At 50.3% G+C, this 18,428-nt stretch carries 21 protein-coding genes, 1 tRNA gene and 1 pseudogene; 10 read left to right on the top strand and 13 right to left on the bottom strand.

The features are described from left to right. Window positions 1–91 precede the first annotated feature (91 nt). On the bottom strand, window positions 92–601 hold the full coding sequence (sulA, locus tag E4Z61_RS09010) for an SOS-induced cell division inhibitor SulA (protein ID WP_135322470.1): 510 nt from the start codon (window positions 599–601) through the stop codon (window positions 92–94). A gap of 216 nt (window positions 602–817) precedes the next feature. On the opposite strand from sulA, the gene E4Z61_RS09005 reads away from it, so the two are divergent. Then, complete coding sequence (locus E4Z61_RS09005) at window positions 818–1,432, top strand: TfoX/Sxy family DNA transformation protein (protein ID WP_135322469.1); 615 nt, start codon at window positions 818–820, stop codon at window positions 1,430–1,432. On the opposite strand, the gene yccS is transcribed toward E4Z61_RS09005, so the two are convergent. Next, complete coding sequence (gene yccS / locus E4Z61_RS09000) at window positions 1,410–3,563, bottom strand: YccS family putative transporter (RefSeq protein WP_135322468.1); 2,154 nt, start codon at window positions 3,561–3,563, stop codon at window positions 1,410–1,412. The two genes, E4Z61_RS09005 and yccS, sit on opposite strands and share 23 nt — an antisense overlap. A gap of 18 nt (window positions 3,564–3,581) precedes the next feature. Then, the gene (locus E4Z61_RS08995; RefSeq protein WP_135322467.1) at window positions 3,582–4,028 is read right to left on the bottom strand and encodes a YccF domain-containing protein; all 447 of its coding nucleotides are present in this window, start codon (window positions 4,026–4,028) and stop codon (window positions 3,582–3,584) included. A 125-nt stretch (window positions 4,029–4,153) separates the two neighbouring features. On the opposite strand from E4Z61_RS08995, the gene helD reads away from it, so the two are divergent. Then, window positions 4,154–6,208, top strand: a complete 2,055-nt coding sequence (gene helD / locus E4Z61_RS08990; RefSeq protein WP_135322466.1) for a DNA helicase IV — start codon at window positions 4,154–4,156, stop codon at window positions 6,206–6,208. Between the two features lie 31 nt (window positions 6,209–6,239). On the opposite strand, the gene mgsA is transcribed toward helD, so the two are convergent. Then, on the bottom strand, window positions 6,240–6,698 hold the full coding sequence (mgsA, locus tag E4Z61_RS08985; RefSeq protein ID WP_135322465.1) for a methylglyoxal synthase: 459 nt from the start codon (window positions 6,696–6,698) through the stop codon (window positions 6,240–6,242). Between the two features lie 93 nt (window positions 6,699–6,791). Beyond that, window positions 6,792–7,454: a curli synthesis inhibitor gene (csgI, locus tag E4Z61_RS08980; protein ID WP_135322464.1), complete on the bottom strand. Its 663-nt coding sequence runs from the start codon at window positions 7,452–7,454 to the stop codon at window positions 6,792–6,794. 172 nt (window positions 7,455–7,626) lie between these two features. Between csgI and E4Z61_RS08975 the strand changes: the two genes are divergently transcribed. Beyond that, window positions 7,627–8,040 carry a CoA-binding protein gene (locus E4Z61_RS08975; protein WP_135324911.1) on the top strand — a complete coding sequence of 138 codons (414 nt, stop codon included), beginning with the start codon at window positions 7,627–7,629 and terminating at the stop codon, window positions 8,038–8,040. Window positions 8,041–8,113: 73 nt separating this feature from the next. Here E4Z61_RS08975 and hspQ read toward each other — a convergent pair whose 3' ends face one another. Next, window positions 8,114–8,431 carry a heat shock protein HspQ gene (hspQ, locus tag E4Z61_RS08970; RefSeq protein WP_135322463.1) on the bottom strand — a complete coding sequence of 106 codons (318 nt, stop codon included), beginning with the start codon at window positions 8,429–8,431 and terminating at the stop codon, window positions 8,114–8,116. Window positions 8,432–8,488: 57 nt separating this feature from the next. Further along, on the bottom strand, window positions 8,489–9,679 hold the full coding sequence (gene rlmI / locus E4Z61_RS08965) for a 23S rRNA (cytosine(1962)-C(5))-methyltransferase RlmI (protein ID WP_135322462.1): 1,191 nt from the start codon (window positions 9,677–9,679) through the stop codon (window positions 8,489–8,491). 94 nt (window positions 9,680–9,773) lie between these two features. Here rlmI and yccX point away from each other — a divergent pair, with 94 nt between their 5' ends. Then, window positions 9,774–10,055, top strand: a complete 282-nt coding sequence (gene yccX / locus E4Z61_RS08960) for an acylphosphatase (RefSeq protein WP_135322461.1) — start codon at window positions 9,774–9,776, stop codon at window positions 10,053–10,055. Here yccX and tusE read toward each other — a convergent pair. Beyond that, entirely contained in the window at window positions 10,052–10,381 is a 330-nt protein-coding gene (gene tusE, locus E4Z61_RS08955; protein ID WP_135322460.1) for a sulfurtransferase TusE, read from the bottom strand. The two genes, yccX and tusE, sit on opposite strands and share 4 nt — an antisense overlap. A gap of 88 nt (window positions 10,382–10,469) precedes the next feature. After that, window positions 10,470–11,129 carry an FtsH protease modulator YccA gene (yccA, locus tag E4Z61_RS08950; RefSeq protein ID WP_135322459.1) on the bottom strand — a complete coding sequence of 220 codons (660 nt, stop codon included), beginning with the start codon at window positions 11,127–11,129 and terminating at the stop codon, window positions 10,470–10,472. 271 nt (window positions 11,130–11,400) lie between these two features. Between yccA and E4Z61_RS08945 the strand changes: the two genes are divergently transcribed. Both E4Z61_RS08945 and E4Z61_RS08940 read left to right on the top strand, forming a co-directional pair. After that, window positions 11,401–13,029 carry an ABC transporter substrate-binding protein gene (locus E4Z61_RS08945; protein WP_135322458.1) on the top strand — a complete coding sequence of 543 codons (1,629 nt, stop codon included), beginning with the start codon at window positions 11,401–11,403 and terminating at the stop codon, window positions 13,027–13,029. 143 nt (window positions 13,030–13,172) lie between these two features. Continuing rightward, a tRNA-Ser gene (locus E4Z61_RS08940) sits at window positions 13,173–13,260 on the top strand. Between the two features lie 326 nt (window positions 13,261–13,586). Here the strand turns inward: E4Z61_RS08940 and E4Z61_RS08935 are convergent. From E4Z61_RS08935 to E4Z61_RS23870, 3 genes and pseudogenes are all read right to left on the bottom strand, one after another. Next, window positions 13,587–13,811, bottom strand: a pseudogene (locus tag E4Z61_RS08935) (type IV toxin-antitoxin system YeeU family antitoxin); the annotation flags it as partial. Between the two features lie 12 nt (window positions 13,812–13,823). Beyond that, window positions 13,824–14,237: a RadC family protein gene (gene radC, locus E4Z61_RS08930; protein ID WP_420808712.1), complete on the bottom strand. Its 414-nt coding sequence runs from the start codon at window positions 14,235–14,237 to the stop codon at window positions 13,824–13,826. Further along, window positions 14,128–14,607 carry a hypothetical protein gene (locus E4Z61_RS23870; RefSeq protein WP_167817512.1) on the bottom strand — a complete coding sequence of 160 codons (480 nt, stop codon included), beginning with the start codon at window positions 14,605–14,607 and terminating at the stop codon, window positions 14,128–14,130. The genes radC and E4Z61_RS23870 overlap by 110 nt, the downstream gene beginning before the upstream one ends. Window positions 14,608–14,738: 131 nt before the next feature. Between E4Z61_RS23870 and E4Z61_RS08925 the strand changes: the two genes are divergently transcribed. Together E4Z61_RS08925 and E4Z61_RS23865 are read left to right on the top strand one after the other, a co-directional pair. Continuing rightward, window positions 14,739–15,248, top strand: coding sequence for a hypothetical protein (locus E4Z61_RS08925; RefSeq protein WP_135322456.1), 510 nt, complete (start codon window positions 14,739–14,741; stop codon window positions 15,246–15,248). 53 nt (window positions 15,249–15,301) lie between these two features. Continuing rightward, window positions 15,302–15,460 (top strand): hypothetical protein, encoded by a 159-nt coding sequence (locus E4Z61_RS23865; protein ID WP_167817537.1) that lies wholly within the window; start codon window positions 15,302–15,304, stop codon window positions 15,458–15,460. A gap of 146 nt (window positions 15,461–15,606) precedes the next feature. Here E4Z61_RS23865 and E4Z61_RS08920 read toward each other — a convergent pair whose 3' ends face one another. Then, window positions 15,607–15,894 carry a hypothetical protein gene (locus E4Z61_RS08920; protein ID WP_135322455.1) on the bottom strand — a complete coding sequence of 96 codons (288 nt, stop codon included), beginning with the start codon at window positions 15,892–15,894 and terminating at the stop codon, window positions 15,607–15,609. 435 nt (window positions 15,895–16,329) lie between these two features. Between E4Z61_RS08920 and tssB the strand changes: the two genes are divergently transcribed. Beyond that, the gene (gene tssB / locus E4Z61_RS08915; RefSeq protein ID WP_135322454.1) at window positions 16,330–16,827 is read left to right on the top strand and encodes a type VI secretion system contractile sheath small subunit; all 498 of its coding nucleotides are present in this window, start codon (window positions 16,330–16,332) and stop codon (window positions 16,825–16,827) included. A gap of 36 nt (window positions 16,828–16,863) precedes the next feature. After that, complete coding sequence (tssC, locus tag E4Z61_RS08910; RefSeq protein ID WP_135322453.1) at window positions 16,864–18,414, top strand: type VI secretion system contractile sheath large subunit; 1,551 nt, start codon at window positions 16,864–16,866, stop codon at window positions 18,412–18,414. Window positions 18,415–18,428 lie beyond the last annotated feature (14 nt).

The raw sequence follows: 18,428 nt of genomic DNA, 5'->3' as shown, positions 1-18,428 counted from the left end.
GCTTGAGACAGGCATTCAGGCTAAAAATTCATTACAATTCAAAATAAAATTAAAGCATGAAAAAAAATTCCAGGATTAATCCTAATTTTACTTAATGATACAAATTTGAATGAATTTTTAGCCCGGAAAGCTGTCTCCCCGCAAGTGCCTGGGCGCGAACAGGACGCATAATAAATCCCATTGCGTTCCCCTCATCAGCCGCTTTTACCAGTTCAGCATGTTCATCTTCCGTTAATTCTTCAGTCAGCCAGCTGATGACCACGCTGTAGTTGCCAGTGCGCAGCGCACGAACCATCGATTCCAGCGTATGGCAGGGAGAGAGTTGACTAATTTGCATAACTTTCGTTAAAGGAAGTCCTGCTGATTGCACCCACTCTCGGCTCAGTTTTTGCTGGGGCGTAAGCCAGAGCTGCCAGCGTGATTGCTGTCCTAGCTGCTGAAGCAGGGGTAAAAGCAGTAATTGCGTCATCATGGGCTGGTCCTCGCGATAGACCACTTCACTGATAAGCCCAGCGGTCGCGTTTTCTGAAGAAACGCGTGCACTATTGCTTGATGTGGAAGAGAACGACGAAGAGCGATTTGCGTATCCTGAAGTGTACATAATCAATCCAGCCCTGTGAGTTACTGTATGGATGTACAGTAACCCTGCTATCACTAAAGATCAACCTTATTTTCGGAAACAGACTCGCAATTTTTAGCCTTCGTGGCGGGAAAGATAAAATTCATCTTGCCCCATGAGACTAAGTTGCCTATGGTCGTCATTAACGGAATCGTTACTACGAATCATTCTCTTATCTTATGATTTAAAAGGATTTTTATGAAAAACCTTTCTTATGCCAGGATTTATAAATCACAAGAATATTTGGCCTCTTTAGGTACGATTCGTTATCGCTCCCTGTTTGGTAGCTATAGCCTGACAGTGGGGGAAACGGTCTTTGCAATGGTCGCCAACGGTGAGTTATACCTTAGGGCGTGTGAGCAAAGCGTACAGTACTGTGTAAAACATTCCCCTGTCTGGCTGACGTTTATAAAACGCGGGCGTCCCGTGATCCTCAACTATTATCAGGTGAACGATGAATTGTGGCGAAACCAACAACAATTGGTGTCTTTATCACGATATTCGCTGGATGCAGCAGTGAAAGAAAAACAGACGCGCGTTGCTCAACATCGGTTGAGGGAGCTCCCGAATATATCATTTCATCTGGAGACGTTACTGAGCGAAGCCGGGATTAAAGATGAAGGTACATTACGTACCCTGGGTGCTCAAATGTGCTGGCTGAAGCTTCTGCAAATTAACCCGTTGCTAACGGTGAAAATTCTTTATGCCCTGGAAGGTGCAATCAGTGGGGTACATGAAGCAGCGCTCCCGGCGGCTCGCCGCCAGGAGCTGGTTGAGTGGGCCAGTTTGATTAAGCCTGAACCAGGGAACTAGAGGGTAAAGCAGCGATTTGCTGCTGTAATCGCCTGATTTCCGGGAGCAGTGCGATCAATAATCCAACCTGTTGTACGACCAGCGGTTCTTTACTGTCCGGGCTCGGGTCAAGATGCTGAATACGTTGCTTCAGACCTTCCAGTGCTTGGTATACGCGCTGCTCGTCAGCGGGTTGATGATGAAGTGCATCATCGACATAGCAGACAGCATCATCCAGTAACGCCAGGACCTCTGGATTGGTTAGCTGTTCCCGGTGAGCGCCGAGGGCGGAAATGTAGCTCGTAAAGGTATGGTTGAGGCACAGCAAGCGGAATGCTGTTTCGCGCGTTTGGGCCGTAACATCAGGTTCACTCGACATGTTCGACACTACGGAGGCAAGCTCAGCATCACGGTTATGCGCATCACGGCGGGCAATTCGGTATGCCAGACGGTTATCGCGCCCCTGATGATATTGCTCAAGGATAGCGTCCAGATACCGACAGTTAGCATCCGTTGCCCGTTCAATGACCCGTGGTAAATTACGGAACCGCCAGTCCGGCCAGATAAAACTGACGGCAGCCCAGGCAATAGCACAGCCAATCAGCGTATCAATAACCCTCGGTAGGGCGACCTCGAAACCTTCACCCAGCAGGTTAAAGCACAATAATACCAGCAGGGTGATAAACATGGTTGCATGGGCATACTGCACGTTGCGAAAGGCAAAAAAGAGCACGCCAGTAATCACTAACAGGATCAGCTGTCCTTCCAGAGACGGGACGAACCACAAGATGGGTAAACCAATCGCTATCCCGACCAATGTGCCAACAATCCTGAGAGCCAGGCGATGTCGGGTGGCGTTGTAGTTTGGCTGACAGACAAACAGACTTGTCAGCAGGATCCAGTACCCATGGTTCATACCGGTTATCTGGATGATGGCGTAACCGACGCAGAGTACCAGCGACATGCGAACAGCATGGCGAAAAAGCGCGGACTCAGGGGTGAAATTACGGCTCAGACGTAACCAGATATCACTGAACCCATGCGGGCTGTCATCGGCAAGCTGATTTTCAGACTCATTGCGCGAGATAACCTGCGCCTGTTCGGATTCAATCGTTGCCAGCTGCGCATCGATAGCGCGCAGGTTGGAGAGCAAAAATCCCAACGTGTTGAGCAGGTCTGCGGGCGCGCCGCTTGCACGCATGCGCTCAAGTGCGGCATCAATATGCGTAAAAACACGCTCAAAATGCGGGTCATGCTGATAGGGGGTGCGCAACAAAATGCAGCGTGACAGCTGTGTACAGGCTTGCCCCTGCATGGACATCAAGCGCTGGAATCGAAACATCACGTCGCTGTGACGAAAGTGATCGCGTAGCGTTTGGTACTGAATATGTGAGGAACTTGCGCGTTCGTGAATATCCTGCGCCACAAAATAGTAATGTAGCGTACGGCGCGTTCCACGCTGCCCACGATCACCGCGCAGGCGGGTTAGCAACGAGACTTTGGTCTGGTTTAGCGTCGCCATCAGCTGCCCATTGGCCAGCGCTAAATCGTAAAGCGGTGCCTGACTTTCATCTTCGATGTCGGGATCAAACAGGCGCGATTTCAATTCAAGATAGTGCGCTAACTGTTCATAGCTGCGAGCTATATTGTCCTGCAACGGGCGGATCGGGAACAGGAGATGTCCGGTCAAGGTCAGCAGGTTGTACCAGATTGCACCCGCAAGCAGCAGTATCGGCTGCTGATACCACTGATCGTACAGAGACGTACCCAGCATGGTGTAAATGGCGATAAGCAAAGCGCCAAAGGCGATGGTTGCATAGCGCTGACCGAGTCCGCCAAGCAGAATAAAGCCGCTGGTAGAAAGCGTTAAGCCAATAGCAAACAGCCAAGGCCATGGGAAGAGCAGTTCGACAGAAGCCGAGGCAATAAAAAAGCAGATCAGCGTAATGATCAAATTGCGCAGTCGGCCTGCGAGGCGATCGTCGAGATCGGTTAGCGCGGCGGCCACCATGCCCAGTGTAAGCGGGATCGTGAGCTTTACGTCGCCCAACCACCAGGGCAGCGCCGTTGTGCCGCAAAGTGCGATAAAAATCCGCACGTAGTACAGCCAGGTGCTGTTCCAGGTGTAGCGTTTGAGCAGAGGACTTAACATAAAGGCCATCAGTCCTGGTTATTCAAAGCGACGGCGCGCATTGGCTTCACGCGCTGCACGGGCAGTTTCAACTGAGACCACGCGGCGACCGACGGGCCAGAGTGCAATCGCGGCAATCTTGAAGTTGGCAATACCCACAGGAATACCAATAATCGTGATGCACTGGGCAATACCGGAGACAATATGCATCAGGCAAAGCCACCAGCCGAAGAAAATCAGCCAGAAAATATTCAGTAACGTCCCCCCTGTGTTCAGGAGGACGCTTTTACCTGCCGGGTTGAGTTCATCAACATGAATGGCTTCGTTGCCATATGGAAACAGGGAAAGGCGTGTTATCTCCCAGCACGAGCGGGTTAATGGCAGGGTAAAAATGAGTACAATACTGACCAGCGTTGCCAGTAACCAGGCTAAGGTGGTCGCGAAACCCCCGAGCACAAAATTTAAAATATTCAGAACGGTACGCATAAACTCTCGTTTAACTCTGGTTTTTGGTGAATTCGGCAATTGTAACGTTTTTTTGGGCTGGAGCACGTTTTCTCTGGCGGTTACACTGATAAGTAAATCTCTTCGTGTGGATCCGCTTAAGCCTTATGGAACTGAAAGCTACTTCTCTTGGAAAACGTCTGGCACAACACCCGTACGACCGGGCGGTTATTCTTAATGCCGGTATTAAAGTTTCCGGCGATCGTCACGAGTATCTTATTCCATTCAATCAATTGCTGGCTATTCATTGCAAACGGGGTCTCGTGTGGGGGGAACTCGAATTTGTGCTCCCGGATGATAAGGTCGTGCGACTGCATGGTACGGAATGGGCAGAAACCCAGCGTTTCCATCATCAACTCAACTCGCTCTGGCAGCAGTGGAGCCAGGAAATGAGCGATGTTGCCGCGACTGTTTTGCAAGAGCAAGTCGAGGCGATTACTGCCCGTACCCGCGATAATAAATGGCTGACGCGTAGCCAAACGTCAGGCTTGCAACAGCAAATCCGCCGCGCTTTTGCGGCGCTGCCGCTGCCGGTTAATCGGCTGGAAGAATTTGAAAATTGTCGTGAAGCGTTACGCCAATGCCAGTCATGGTTGAAGGACATTGAAGCCTGCAGGTTGCAGCACAATCAGGCCTACACCGACGCAATGCTGGCAGAGCACGCCGAGTTCTTCCAGCAGATCGAGTCTTCGCCGCTAAATCCGGCTCAGGCCCGGGCGGTGGTTAACGGTGAACAATCATTACTTGTGTTGGCGGGGGCGGGAAGTGGCAAAACATCCGTTCTGGTGGCGCGAGCAGGTTGGTTACTGGCAAAGGGGAACGCGGCAGCCGAACAAATTCTGCTGCTGGCGTTTGGTCGCAAAGCGGCCCAGGAGATGGATGAACGTATTCGCGAGCGACTGCATACAGAAGAGATCACTGCTCGGACGTTCCACTCGCTGGCGCTGTACATCATCCAGCAGGGCAGTAAAAAGGTTCCAATGGTAAGTAAGCTTGAAAACGATACTGCCGCGCGGAATAAACTCTTTATCACGACCTGGCGTCAGCAGTGCAGCGAGAAAAAGGCGCAGGCCAAAGGCTGGCGGCAGTGGTTAGAAGAGGAGATGCAGTGGTCCGTGCCTGAAGGCAATTTTTGGGATGACGAAAAACTGCAGCGTCGTCTGGCCCCGAGGCTGGATCGTTGGGTTAGCCTGATTCGTATGCACGGTGGGGCGCAGGCGGAGATGATTGCTAATGCGCCGGAGGACATTCGCGATCTCTTCAGTAAACGTATTAAGCTAATGGCTCCACTGCTCAAAGCATGGAAGAGTGCGCTGAAAGAAGAAAGCGCGGTTGATTTTTCCGGGTTAATTCATCAGGCCATCGTCATTCTGGAAAAGGGACGCTTTATCAGTCCGTGGAAACATATTCTGGTTGATGAGTTTCAGGACATTTCTCCCCAGCGCGCTGCGTTGTTGGCTGCATTGCGGAAACAAAATTCGCAGACCACATTGTTTGCTGTTGGAGACGACTGGCAGGCGATTTATCGCTTTAGTGGTGCACAGCTTTCCTTAACCACCCGTTTCCATCAAACCTTTGGTGAGGGCGATCGCTGTGATTTGGATACCACCTACCGCTTCAATAGCCGTATTGGGGAGGTTGCCAATCGCTTTATTCAGCAAAACCCGCATCAGCTTGCCAAACCGCTTAACAGCCTGACGAACGGTGATAAAAAATCGGTGACGCTGCTGGATGAAAGCCAACTGGATGCACTGCTGGATAAGCTGTCTGGTTTTGCGAAAACCGAAGAGCGAATTCTGATTCTGGCGCGATATCATCATCTGAAACCTGCCAACCTGGAGAAGGCGGCGACCCGTTGGCCCAAGCTACAACTTGAATTTATGACTATCCATGCCAGTAAAGGGCAGCAGGCTGATTACGTTATTATTGTCGGACTTCATGAAGGTAGCGACGGTTTCCCGGCACTGGCCCGCGAGTCAATTATGGAAGAGGCGTTGCTTCCCGCGGTGGAGGATTTTCCTGATGCAGAAGAGAGGCGGTTGCTTTATGTGGCGCTAACGCGTGCGCGGCATCGGGTATGGCTGCTGTTTAACAAAGACACGCCGTCGTGCTTTGTCGATGAGCTTAAACAGTTGGATGTTCCGGTTACGCGCAAACCCTGAAAACAGGCGGCAACAGCCGCCTGTCAGGCTATTATTTGAGGCGTTCTGCCAGGTAGCGGGCGTAATCCGGGATCAGGATTTCCGTCTCATCGCTGAAATTCGGCGACTGAATAATAAAATCAGCCGTCGAAACGTTGGTCGCCACTGGAATGTTCCACACCGTTGCCAGGCGCAAGAGGGCTTTGACATCAGGATCGTGAGGGACGGCATTGAGCGGATCCCAAAAGAAGATCAGCACATCTATTTTCCCTTCAGAGATCAACGCACCCACCTGCTGGTCGCCGCCCATGGGGCCGCTCAGCATGGCGTTGACCTCCATACCGGTCGCGCGCTGGATTAAATTTCCTGTCGTGCCTGTTGCATAGAGAACGTGTTGTTCCAGCAACGGCTGGTGGCGTTCTACCCAGTTCATCAACATCTGTTTACAGTGATCGTGTGCAACCAGCGCAATATGTTTGCGCGCTGGTAATGTGCGAGTCGTCAATTCCATAGTACAGCTCCCAAGTTAACCTTGCTACAGAGTACTGGAAGCACTTGACGCTGCAAGGGAAAGACAAAAAAAATGCGTATGTGAACATAAATGTCACGAAGGGGGCTGCTTCTCTGCCCATTGCAGAAAGTTACTTCGCGTTTGCGCGTCGGCCTGCTGAAACCAATATTTTAAACGCTGCTCGGTGAGCGTTTGCGACTGAGGCGGCACACGGTCCAGTTCAGAAACCCCAGAGAGTAGCGAGCTATCATCTGCCATCATGGTGGCAAATTGGGGCAATGAAGCATGCTTAGCCGCTTTGTTATAGCGTTCAGTCTCAAGTTCATAATCAACGATTTTCGCCGTGGAAGTGATGGTCATAATATCCAGCTTGATCGGAATCGGCATGGCGCCGCCATCCAGCAGTTCCACGCGTGGGGCCTCATCGAAATGTGCCGCGTCACGCTCGTTGCCCAGGCGTGGAAGATGAAAATTAACCTGACTAACGAGTTGGGTGTCAAAACTGATGACCAGCGGGGGAGAAATATACAGCCGTTCTTCATGGCTGGACAGGCGAATAGTTTTCTCGACGCGAAAAACCAGCTGATGCCGACCGTTTTCCAGCTCAATGCTCTCAGCACCGCGCAGCAATGAGCTGGAGACTTTTTTTCCGTCCAGTACCAGCAGATCAATGTCGTTTGACAGACGTAATGAGGTAGCAAAAACGGATACCGGCAAACACAGGGCAATCAAGGCTGTCACAATGCCGGCTCTCATAGGGTTCTCCTGTCCAGAAAATACCTGAGTAAGATGTATCAAAATTTTTCGACAATCATGTTTACTAACATATAGACATAATTTCCAGTTTAGCTCTCATGCGCTGGTATGGGATGAATGGTTGCAACGTCAGGTTTGTCGTACACTTTGCAAAACAGCCTGGAGGAAGATGATGAAAGAGACCGATATTGCTGGCATTTTGACATCCACCCGTACGATCGCTCTGGTAGGGGCGAGCGATAAACCTGAGCGCCCAAGCTATCGAGTGATGAAATATTTGCTCGATCAGGGCTATCACGTTATCCCCGTTTCACCCAAGGTTGCCGGGAAAACATTACTCGGGCAGCAGGGTTATGCGACACTTGCGGATGTGCCGGAAAAGGTGGATATGGTGGATGTCTTCCGTAATTCGGAAGCTGCATGGGGCGTTGCGCAGGAGGCGATCGCCATCGGGGCGAAGACCTTATGGATGCAGTTGGGTGTGATTAATGAACAGGCGGCCGTGCTGGCGCGTGATGCAGGTCTGGCGGTGGTGATGGATCGCTGCCCGGCGATTGAGATCCCGCGGCTGGGACTGGCGAAGTAAGAATACGCGGTAGTGGGTTGTACACGACGTTTTCCCGGCCTACAGCAATGTGTCGTAGGCCGGGAAAACAGGGTCAGTTGCGCAGGCGTGGAGCCCGAAGCTGTTTACGGATTGTCCGCGCCAGTTCATCCATTGAAGGTTGCTCAGGATGTTCTTCCTGTAGCTCACTGCTCAACTGTGCTTCCGCCAGATACGTATGTACTGGCAAGCCATTATCGTCTTCCATCACCACGTGATACCAGGGAGCGGCGCGAAGTTCGTCGTTTACCGCCAACTCATCGGGTGACGGGTCATCAAGCGAATATTCCGGGTCGATATCCACGACCACTCCAAGGTAACCTAACAGGGAATGGCGGACCTGCTGGCCAATACCGAATTTGCTGGCAATCATAGTCACCTCCCGGGAAATAGATACCCTCAATGTAAGGGCAATATTCCACTTTTCAAGTTACATGATGCGACAGGCAAACCCTTTCAGATACAGCCCTTCCGGGTAGGTAGCGATCACCGGATGATCGGCGGCCTGACGGAACTGCTCTATAAATTGTACATCACGACCTGCATCTAATGCGGCGTCGGCGATGATTTTCTGAAATAAATCGGTCGTCATCAGTCCAGAGCAGGAGAAAGTCAACAGCACACCGCCAGGATTCAGTAGCTGGATAGCCAGCATGTTGATGTCCTTATAGCCACGGCAGGCGCCCATTAGCTGGCTTTTGTTTTCAACAAACTTCGGCGGATCCATCACGATGACATCGAATTTCTCACCGCGATCGCGATAGGCACGCAACAGTTTAAATACGTCATCACGAACAAATTCGGCTTTGCTCAGATCCAGCTTATTCAGTTCGACGTTTTGTCTGGCGATGTCGAGCGCTTCCTGCGAGGTATCAACGCTGACGACTTGGCTGCATCCCCCCATCAGCGCAGACACCGCAAAGCCGCCGGTATAAGAGAAACAGTTCAGTACGCGTTTGTCTTGTACATAACGACGTGTTGCCAGACGGCTGTCACGTTGATCCAGGTAGTAACCCGTTTTATGACCGTGTTGGATATCGACCAACAGCTTCATACCGTGTTCTTCAATTGGCAGCAGAGCCGGGGGCAGTTCTCCAGTGACGGGGCCTTGGGTCAGATCCATGCCCTCTTTTTTACGTACTGCAACATCGCTGCGGTCATAAATGGCACACTCGGGGAACACCGTTTGCAGGGCGCTAATCAGCGCGGCACGCTGATATTCGGCCCCGGCGCTGAGCAGTTGCAGTACCAGGAAATGACCAAAACGGTCAATGGTGATACCCGGCAAGCCATCGGACTCGCCGGCAATAAGACGGTAGCTGTCCAGACCGTCTTTCTCCGCCAGCCAGGCGCGCCACGTCTGCGCTTGCTGCAGGCGGCGGGTGAAAAAGTCGATATCAATGGATTCAGATTTGTCGAATGTCCAGACGCGTGCACGGATCTGCGACGCCGGTGAATAGGCACCACGTGCTAACCATTTACCTTGATGGTCAACAATATCGATGGTTTCACCAAGGCTGGCTTTACCTTCCATACGTGCGACGGCACCGGAAAATACCCACGGATGGCGGCGAAGTAATGATTTTTCGCGCCCTTTGGCTAACACTAAACGTACACTCATAATTTGCTATTCTGTCGATTCAAAGAAATGGGCGCCATTGTCCTGAGTTTTTCGGGGATTTGCAACGCGCAACGCGATGATAAGGAGAACCGTAATGTCTAAAGTTTGCATCATTGCCTGGGTTTACGGCCGGGTACAAGGCGTAGGATTTCGCTATACCACCCAGCATGAAGCGCAACGGCTGGGCTTGACCGGGTATACAAAGAATATGAATGACGGTAGCGTAGAGATTGTCGCCTGCGGCGAAAGCGAGCAGGTGGAACAACTGATGAAGTGGTTAAAAGCGGGAGGGCCGCGCAGCGCCAGGGTAGACAGAGTTCTCAGTGAGCCCCATCGTCCTGGCGATGATTTAAAGGGATTTAGTATCCGCTATTAAATACACTTTACCGGTTTTGGCAGACCGGCAATTTTGGTTGCCTGTTTGGCCGGACCTTTCGGAAACAGACGGTAAAGATAACGGCTGTTGCCTTTGTCTTCGCCAAACTTGTTGGCCATCGCTTTTACCAGCATGCGGATTGCCGGAGACGTATTAAACTCCAGATAAAACTCGCGCACAAAGCGCACCACTTCCCAATGCTCAGGCGAAAGGTTAATACCCTCGTTTTCGGCAATAACGGCGGCCAGCGGCTCACTCCATTCGGTGGTGTCTTTTAAATAGCCTTCGCTGTCGGTACTGATTTCTCTACCTTCAAAGATCAACATAATCCTTCACTACGTTAGTCAAACTGGCGGCAGTTTACCAAAAAAGAAAGCCCCGCATAAGCGGGGCCGGATAGTGCGAGTTGACAACTTAGTCGCGGCTGGCGAAGCCCAGAATGCTCAGCAGGCTGACGAAGATGTTGTACAGCGAAACATACAGGCTGACCGTTGCACGGATGTAGTTGGTTTCACCGCCACGGATAATATTGCTGGTTTCAAACAGGATAGCGCCCGAAGAAATCAGAATGAACACCGCACTGATGGCCAGATGCAGAGCTGGCAGTTGCAGGAAAATATTGGCAACCATACCAACCAGCACCACCACGATACCTGCCATCAGCATACCGCCGAGGAAAGACATGTCTTTACGGGTGGTCAGCACATAGGCAGAACAACTGAAGAAGACTAGCGCGGTGCCGCCCAGTGCCATAGCGATAACATCACCCATGCCCGCGGACAGGTAGGTGTTCAGAATTGGTCCCAGAATGTAACCCAGGAAGCCGGTGAATGCGAAAGCAGACAGAATGCCGACCGGCTTATCCGCTGTTTTATACGTCAGGAACATCAGACCATACATACCCACCAGCGTCAGGATAAGACCCGGGGATGGCAGCATCAGCACGGTGCTGGCCGTTGCGGTGATGGCCGAAAACGCCAGCGTCAGGCTTAGCAGAAAATAGGTATTGCGCAGCACTTTATGTGTGCTGAGTAGCGATGTACGGTCGCGCGAAGAACTAATAATACGATCCATGAGTCACTCTCTTATGACAGATGTAATTAATGACGGAGGATAATGAAATCGCGGGTAATGACACAGCGGTTTTACCCATCTTTACGCATTTTAACCCGCCAGACTTAAGCATTTTATTTCAGCAAAAGTGCCTGAATCAGATGTTACCACTTATTGTTTGAAAATGTCAGATCGACATCTTATAGGTGACTGAAAAATATTGCGTTATTTCCTGCATCCCTTTAAGAGTGACTGCGGTGTCATCATAAAACAGAACAATAAGGTGCAGGGAATGACTCAACACAAATCGAAGGTATTGACGTTTACGCTGCTGGCAGCCTGTTTGATATCGATAAATGGTGCGGCATGGGCAGCCAATGTTCCCGCAGGAACAGCATTGGCAGAAAAACAGGAGTTGGTGAGAAATAACGGAAGTGAACCTGCATCACTGGATCCGCATAAAGTCGAAAGCAACGTAGAGTTTAATTTAATCAGCGATATGTTCGATGGTCTGGTTGCCGTCAATCAGGACGGGTCTATCGAGCCTCGCCTTGCGGCATCCTGGGAGAATAAAGACAACACCGTCTGGACCTTTCATTTACGTCCGGGCATTACCTGGTCTGATGGCTCTGCGATTACCGCACAGGATGTAGTCTGGAGCTGGCAGCGCCTGGTTTCATCGCAAACGGCTTCACCGTATGCCTCCTACCTTGGCAACATGCACGTTGCGAACGCTGCCGATATTGCGCAGGGGAAAAAAGATCCTGCCGAGCTGGGGGTAAAAGCGCTGAATGACACCACGCTGGAAATTACTCTGACGCAACCCACTGCGGCGTTTCTGGCGATGCTGGCGCACCCATCGCTGGTGCCGCTGGATAAAGTGCTGATTGGACGTTTTGGCGACAAGTGGACCCGGCCAGAGCATTTTGTCAGTAGTGGGCCATACGAACTGTCACAGTGGGTGGTGAACGAGCGGATCGTCGCGGTGCGTAATGCGCACTACTGGGATAACGCGCACACGGTCATTGATAAAGTCACTTACCTGCCCATCAGCTCAGAAGCGGCAGATGTTAACCGCTACAAGGCAGGGGAAATCGATATTGTCCTTAGCGTGCCGGTAAATCAGTTCGCCCAGTTGAAAAAAACGATGGGTGATGAGCTTCACGTCTCGCCGCTGCTATCAACCTATTACTACCAGTTTAATACGACCCGTGCGCCGTTTAACGATCCGCGCGTGCGTCGGGCACTGAATATGGCGCTGGATAAAGACATCATTGCCCAGAAAGTGATGGGACAGGGGCAGCGTGACGCGTGGGTTATCAGCCAGCCTGTAATAGGCGGGGTGACGTTACAAGCGCCGGAATACGCGTCGTGGCCGCGGGTTAAACGTATTGCTGAAGCGAAAAAACTGCTGGCAGAAGCAGGCTTTGGCCCTGAGCATCCGCTTTCATTCAATCTGCTCTACAACACCTTTGAAACGCATCAGCGTATTGCGATTGCGGCATCATCAATGTGGAAGAAAAATCTGGGTGTAGAAGTGAAGCTGCAAAACCAGGAGTGGAAAACCATGCTGGACACTATGCACACCGGTAATTTTGACGTGGTGCGCTATGCGTGGATCGCTGACTACGATGATGCATCGAGCTTCCTGAACATTTTCCGTACCGGTGACAGTGAGAACACCACCAACTACAGCAATCCCGCCTACGATGAAGCGATGAGTCGTGCTGCAAAAGCAAGCTCGTTGGAAGAACGTGGGAAGTATTACCAGCAGGCGGAAACGCTTTTGGCAGAAGAGGTACCGGCAATTCCTGTTTATCACTATGTTCGCACGCACCTGGTGAAGCCATGGGTGGGGGGATTCGCGCCGGATAACCGGGGAAATTACTACACCAAAGATATGTTCATCAAAAAGCATTAAGCAGCAGATGAGCATATTTGTGCTGAATAAACGGTCAATCTGTTGTTATTTCAGTCGATTAACAACAAATTGACTGTTTTTCAGGCAAACGAACACTTTGGTGCTTTACAGGTCCGTTCGGGATGTTTATAGTGCGCCTCATTGGAAGCGTGGCCGAGCGGTTGAAGGCACCGGTCTTGAAAACCGGCGACCCGAAAGGGTTCTAGAGTTCGAATCTCTACGCTTCCGCCAAATTAAACAAGGGGTTACCGAAAGGTAGCCCCTTGTTGTTTTCGGCTCTTGGTATATTCGCTTGGTATATTCCGCGCCAAATTACTGTCAAAAACCGACGAAACCACTCGATTTTTTGTTGGGCACTTTTCCTAAAAACATCGATTTTCTCCTCGGGCAGCATCACACATTTCTAATGCAACGCAGGCTCATGAGTGTGACTCAATTATTATGGAAATAAAAAAGGCCATTACTGGCCTTTTTTGGCCCCTTTGAATGGGATGTTGAGCGAGGGTGATAGCTGCTATACAGGTTAAATCCGAAATTGAGATGGTCACCTGATGCTATAGATGGGGATTTAGCTGACCGGAACGCAACATTGCTTCCAGTTGCTCTATAAACTGCGGGAAAGCCAGATCCATCTTCTGTAGCTGCTCCGGGCTAAAGCGTCCCGTCAACCCGGCTCTGTCAGCCAGGTAATACAGGCGATTTCCCTCCTGAACCAGCCTTGAACCAAAGCGTGGCGCGATATGGCTTTGTAGTCTCCATTCTTGCGATGTTGTTAATGACATCAAAAACTCCTTTTAAAGCAACCTCAGCTCAGCAAAAGACACTACGTCGTTTCCCACCACAAGATGATCCAGCACGCGCACTTCTACCAGAGCCAGGGCTTTAGCAATCCGCTGAGTCACATGTTTGTCCTGCTGACTGATTTCTGTCGTACCAGACGGATGGTTATGAGCCAGAATGACCGCAGCAGCGTTATGTTTCAGGGCCATTTTAACCACTTCGCGAGGATGTACTTCGGTATGGCTGAGCGTGCCGGTAAACAATGTTTCGTATTCCAGAAGATAGTGCTGGTTGTCGAGATACATCACGATGAAAACTTCACGCTCCAGGTGAGCCATCTGCAGTTGAAGCCAGGTTTTGGTGAAGCTGGTGGAGGTAAATGACACGCTCGGCTGACGTTGATACTTTTCCAGCAGTCGTAACCGCAGCCGTTTTCCCCGTACGGGTATTTTTAACAATCAGTTTGTTCTCTGTACAGTTGTCCCTTTTGACATAGTTCATGACATAGCCTTCCTGCTCTGCGACGGTTTCATCGGCCGTTGATTTTGGTGGAGGGTTGTTTTCCTTCAGTCGATTAACCTTTCCACTGTTGTAAGGGATGTGTTGAACGGCGTCGTTTCGCATGGTTGGCGGGTCATTATTCATACCAAGATAAACAGGGCAATCCGGGGCACCCACCTCGCAGCTCTTTTTGAAGATAGCGCGTGATGGCCAGCCGTTTACACCAATGTATGCTGCACCCGTTTCATCCAGGCAGTAGGTTTCATCCCTTACATAATATCTATTCTGGCCTGGCATCGTTCAATTCGCGCAGCATTTCACCGCCTTTATTCGTCAGAAAGAAAGTGTATCGGTCAGGGTGAATATTGCCCTGAATAGTAATGGCATGACTGAATGAATCTGGGATAGAGGAAAGGAGATCCATGTAAATGCCAAACAAAGTTGAGATAAACGATGAAAAGGATTTTCAAACTCTTTACCGGAATTTTGAACAGATATTAAAGCAGACCAACGAGCGTGATGGTTTGTCTGAGGAGGAGATTGGTTCAGTGGTGGAATCAGGGCATAAATGTGCTTCAGACTTCTTTCAGAAGTATGGAGAGAATGATATCGAAAGCCATTATGATGCTGCGCTTAACTACGAGTTTGAGCAGATTTGCCGGCAAGCCGATCGGGACAAGACGATGGCGGGGTCTACCGAGATTGCCATCGGTTTACATTCGCTTGCCCTGGCCTTCGAGAAAATGGGTCGCGTGAGAGAAGCATGTCGATACCTTGCAATAGCATGTGGTTATCTTGAGTTAAAAAAAGATCTGTCGATGCTTTATAACGTGGTGTTGAGCTCCACAGAACAGAAGAAAAATCAACAACTCACTTCCAGAGCAAGAAAAGGTGGGTTAGGTAAAGCCCATAAATTTGAACCTGCCTTCAAAAAGTGATCGAGCTTCTTGAAATAACCGAAAGGCCAGACGCTGGGTGGCCAAAGAAGGAGATGGCATTCAAAGCCATTGATAAGCCCTTACAAAAATTTATCGAAGAAAATGGCATTGAACTGAATGATGGTGAGCTGCGTGCTCGCGTGTTGCACTGGTCAAGGGAGAGGGCGGATATCAAGGCTGCTTTTCAGGAGGTCCTTGCTCAGAAGAAGTAATGAAAATCTGTCTTGCTCGGTGAGCCCGTTTGTAAACCAACGGGGCAAAGGATATTGCGAGTATCAGCCTGAATGCCTGCTGACGAAAGGGGATGGGGCAAAGGCGTATGACCATCTGGCTGAAGGAAAATCTTCAGTAATGTGGTTTAGATAACCCGATGCTTTCGGAGTCGTTCTTTTGCTTTTGCGATAGATCTCACTGTACGTCCAGGGAAGTAGTCCAACAGTCCTGAAGGGGTAAGATGAATATTATCTTTAAGTTTCCGCCACTCCCTGTCGGTCCAGATCCGCTGGCGAGCTCCATGAATAATGCCGCCCTGATATTGAATGCCCAGCTTGTTCGCCATCAGCTTCATGGCATTCTCCGTTCTGCCCGGGAAGGTGAGTTCCTGAACTGTCCAGCTGGCTCTGTGATTACGTGGTATTTTACTCATCTTAATAACCCGGGTGTATCGAGGTATAGCGGTTAGTCATCGTCCCTGTAAACATATGTATCTTCCTTTATTTCATCGCTAACAATATTGTTGTTCCAAATGTATCGGAATATCCTGTTTTTTGTACAACGCGTTTTTCGGAAAGTGGGTTTCTTTGAGTTAACTTAATATGGGTTTTTTCTGCGAATTTTGTATTAAAATTCTGAATAATATAAAAGCCTGATATTTATTTTTATGTATTCACACCAAAGATATTTGAAGGTGCAGGCGTGGTGCGATTATTCATTTCTGGTAAGATTTTATTTTGGCTTACTTAATTTTTTAATTTGCATTGCTTTACGTTTATTCCCGTAACTGGTAAAACGCTACCCACAATTTTTACGTGAGTACCCTAATTCATATCAGGGGTTAAATTATTCAGGAGAGCGATGTAATATGGCGGATTCATTCCAATCAGAAATTCCAAAGGCGCGTGTTAATATCAAACTTGATTTACACACCGGCGGTGCCCAGAAGAAAGTCGAACTCCCCCTCAAACTGTTGAGCGTGGGCGACTTCAGTAACGGCAAGGCCGAAGGGGCACTGTCTGAGCGCGAAAAGATCAACGTAAACAAGAATAATTTCAATAGCGTACTGAGCGAACTGAATCCTGAAGTTAACCTCACCGTTAAAAATACCCTCGCCAGCGACGGTTCAGAAGAGAATATCCGCCTCCAGTTCCAGGATATGAAAGACTTCGAACCTGAACAGGTTGCCCGTCAAATACCTCAGCTTCGCGCCATGCTGGCCATGCGTAATTTATTGCGCGATTTAAAATCCAATTTACTGGATAACGTCACTTTCCGGAAAGAACTGGAAAAAATTCTGAAAGACCCAACCCTCAGCGACGAATTGCGCAATGAGTTAAATGCACTCGCCCCGATTCAGGCTTAATTACTGAAAACTTTTAACGGAATAATCACGAGTAAAATGCTTATGTCTATTAATAATGAATCCCTGGCTCAGGCGGGTGGCGCGACTGTGGAAAAAACACTGCCACAGAGCGGTGTTTACGCATCTCTGTTCGAGAAAATCAATTTAACGCCGGTGTCAAAACTCGGCGAGCTGGATGGTTTTCAGGACAATAACATCATGGCCGAAACCTCTGCAGACGCGCGCGTCACGGCGGCGGTACAGGTCTTCATGCAGTGCCTGAAAAAATCCGGTCAGACAGTCGAAAAACTGGATAAAACCCTGCTCGACCATCACATCGCTGAACTGGATTTCCAGATTAGTCGTCAGCTTGATGAAGTAATGCACAACGATGCGTTCCAGAAAGTGGAATCAGTCTGGCGCGGCCTGAAGCACCTGGTCGACAAAACCGACTTCCGCCAGAACGTGAAACTGGAAATCCTTGACCTCTCCAAAGAAGAGCTGCGTCAGGACTTCGAAGACTCCCCGGAAATCATCCAGAGCGGTCTGTACAAACAGACCTACATCGCAGAATACGACACCCCGGGTGGCGAGCCGATTGGTGCAGTGATCTCTGCCTACGAGTTCGATGCCAGCCCGCAAGATGTGGCGCTGATGCGTAACCTGTCTAAAGTCTCTGCCGCGGCGCACATGCCGTTTATCGGCTCTGCGGGTCCGAAATTCTTCCTGAAAGATTCCATGGAAGAAGTGGCCGCCATCAAAGATATCGGCAACTACTTCGATCGCGCCGAGTACATCAAGTGGAAATCCTTCCGCGAGACTGACGACTCCCGCTATATCGGTCTGGTGATGCCGCGCGTGCTGGGCCGTCTGCCATATGGCCCGGATACCGTACCGGTGCGCAGCTTCAACTACGTCGAAGAAGTAAAAGGCCCGGATCACGATAAATACCTGTGGACCAACGCGTCGTTCGCCTTCGCCGCCAACATGGTGAAAAGCTTCATCAACAACGGCTGGTGTGTGCAGATCCGCGGCCCGCAGGCCGGTGGCGCAGTAAAAGACCTGCCAATCCACCTGTACGATCTCGGTACCGGCAACCAGGTGAAAATCCCGTCAGAAGTGATGATCCCGGAAACCCGCGAATTTGAATTCGCCAACCTCGGTTTCATCCCGCTGTCGTATTACAAAAACCGCGATTACGCCTGCTTCTTCTCGGCGAACTCCCCCCAGAAACCGGCGCTGTATGACACGGCAGATGCGACCGCTAACAGCCGCATCAACGCCCGTCTGCCATACATCTTTCTGCTGTCCCGTATCGCGCACTATCTGAAGCTGATCCAGCGTGAAAACATCGGTACCACTAAGGACCGTCGTCTGCTGGAGCTGGAACTCAACACCTGGGTACGTGGTCTGGTCACTGAAATGACCGATCCGGGCGATGAGCTGCAGGCGTCTCACCCGCTGCGCGATGCGAAAGTGCTGGTGGAGGACATCGAAGATAACCCGGGCTTCTTCCGCGTGAAACTGTACGCGGTGCCGCACTTCCAGGTCGAAGGGATGGACGTCAACCTTTCACTGGTTTCCCAGATGCCGAAAGCCAAGTCGTAAGGCGAGGAAATTCC

It is taken from the genome of Citrobacter tructae (assembly GCF_004684345.1).
GTDB classification, from domain to species: domain Bacteria; phylum Pseudomonadota; class Gammaproteobacteria; order Enterobacterales; family Enterobacteriaceae; genus Citrobacter; species Citrobacter tructae.
This window is presented reverse-complemented; position numbering and strand designations above follow the sequence as displayed.

Coding starts and splice junctions, on each gene's coding strand:
- yccA (WP_135322459.1), bottom strand. CDS start 11,129: ATGGATCGTATTATTAGTTCTTCGCGCGACCGTACATCGCTACTCAGC.
- E4Z61_RS08975 (WP_135324911.1), top strand. CDS start 7,627: ATGAAAGAGACCGATATTGCTGGCATTTTGACATCCACCCGTACGATC.
- tusE (WP_135322460.1), bottom strand. CDS start 10,381: ATGTTGATCTTTGAAGGTAGAGAAATCAGTACCGACAGCGAAGGCTAT.
- hspQ (WP_135322463.1), bottom strand. CDS start 8,431: ATGATTGCCAGCAAATTCGGTATTGGCCAGCAGGTCCGCCATTCCCTG.
- E4Z61_RS09005 (WP_135322469.1), top strand. CDS start 818: ATGAAAAACCTTTCTTATGCCAGGATTTATAAATCACAAGAATATTTG.
- rlmI (WP_135322462.1), bottom strand. CDS start 9,679: ATGAGTGTACGTTTAGTGTTAGCCAAAGGGCGCGAAAAATCATTACTT.
- tssC (WP_135322453.1), top strand. CDS start 16,864: ATGCTTATGTCTATTAATAATGAATCCCTGGCTCAGGCGGGTGGCGCG.
- csgI (WP_135322464.1), bottom strand. CDS start 7,454: ATGAGAGCCGGCATTGTGACAGCCTTGATTGCCCTGTGTTTGCCGGTA.
- mgsA (WP_135322465.1), bottom strand. CDS start 6,698: ATGGAATTGACGACTCGCACATTACCAGCGCGCAAACATATTGCGCTG.
- E4Z61_RS08920 (WP_135322455.1), bottom strand. CDS start 15,894: ATGAGTAAAATACCACGTAATCACAGAGCCAGCTGGACAGTTCAGGAA.
- yccS (WP_135322468.1), bottom strand. CDS start 3,563: ATGTTAAGTCCTCTGCTCAAACGCTACACCTGGAACAGCACCTGGCTG.
- E4Z61_RS23870 (WP_167817512.1), bottom strand. CDS start 14,607: ATGCCAGGCCAGAATAGATATTATGTAAGGGATGAAACCTACTGCCTG.
- E4Z61_RS08925 (WP_135322456.1), top strand. CDS start 14,739: ATGCCAAACAAAGTTGAGATAAACGATGAAAAGGATTTTCAAACTCTT.
- helD (WP_135322466.1), top strand. CDS start 4,154: ATGGAACTGAAAGCTACTTCTCTTGGAAAACGTCTGGCACAACACCCG.
- yccX (WP_135322461.1), top strand. CDS start 9,774: ATGTCTAAAGTTTGCATCATTGCCTGGGTTTACGGCCGGGTACAAGGC.
- sulA (WP_135322470.1), bottom strand. CDS start 601: ATGTACACTTCAGGATACGCAAATCGCTCTTCGTCGTTCTCTTCCACA.
- E4Z61_RS08995 (WP_135322467.1), bottom strand. CDS start 4,028: ATGCGTACCGTTCTGAATATTTTAAATTTTGTGCTCGGGGGTTTCGCG.
- tssB (WP_135322454.1), top strand. CDS start 16,330: ATGGCGGATTCATTCCAATCAGAAATTCCAAAGGCGCGTGTTAATATC.
- E4Z61_RS08945 (WP_135322458.1), top strand. CDS start 11,401: ATGACTCAACACAAATCGAAGGTATTGACGTTTACGCTGCTGGCAGCC.
- E4Z61_RS23865 (WP_167817537.1), top strand. CDS start 15,302: ATGGCATTCAAAGCCATTGATAAGCCCTTACAAAAATTTATCGAAGAA.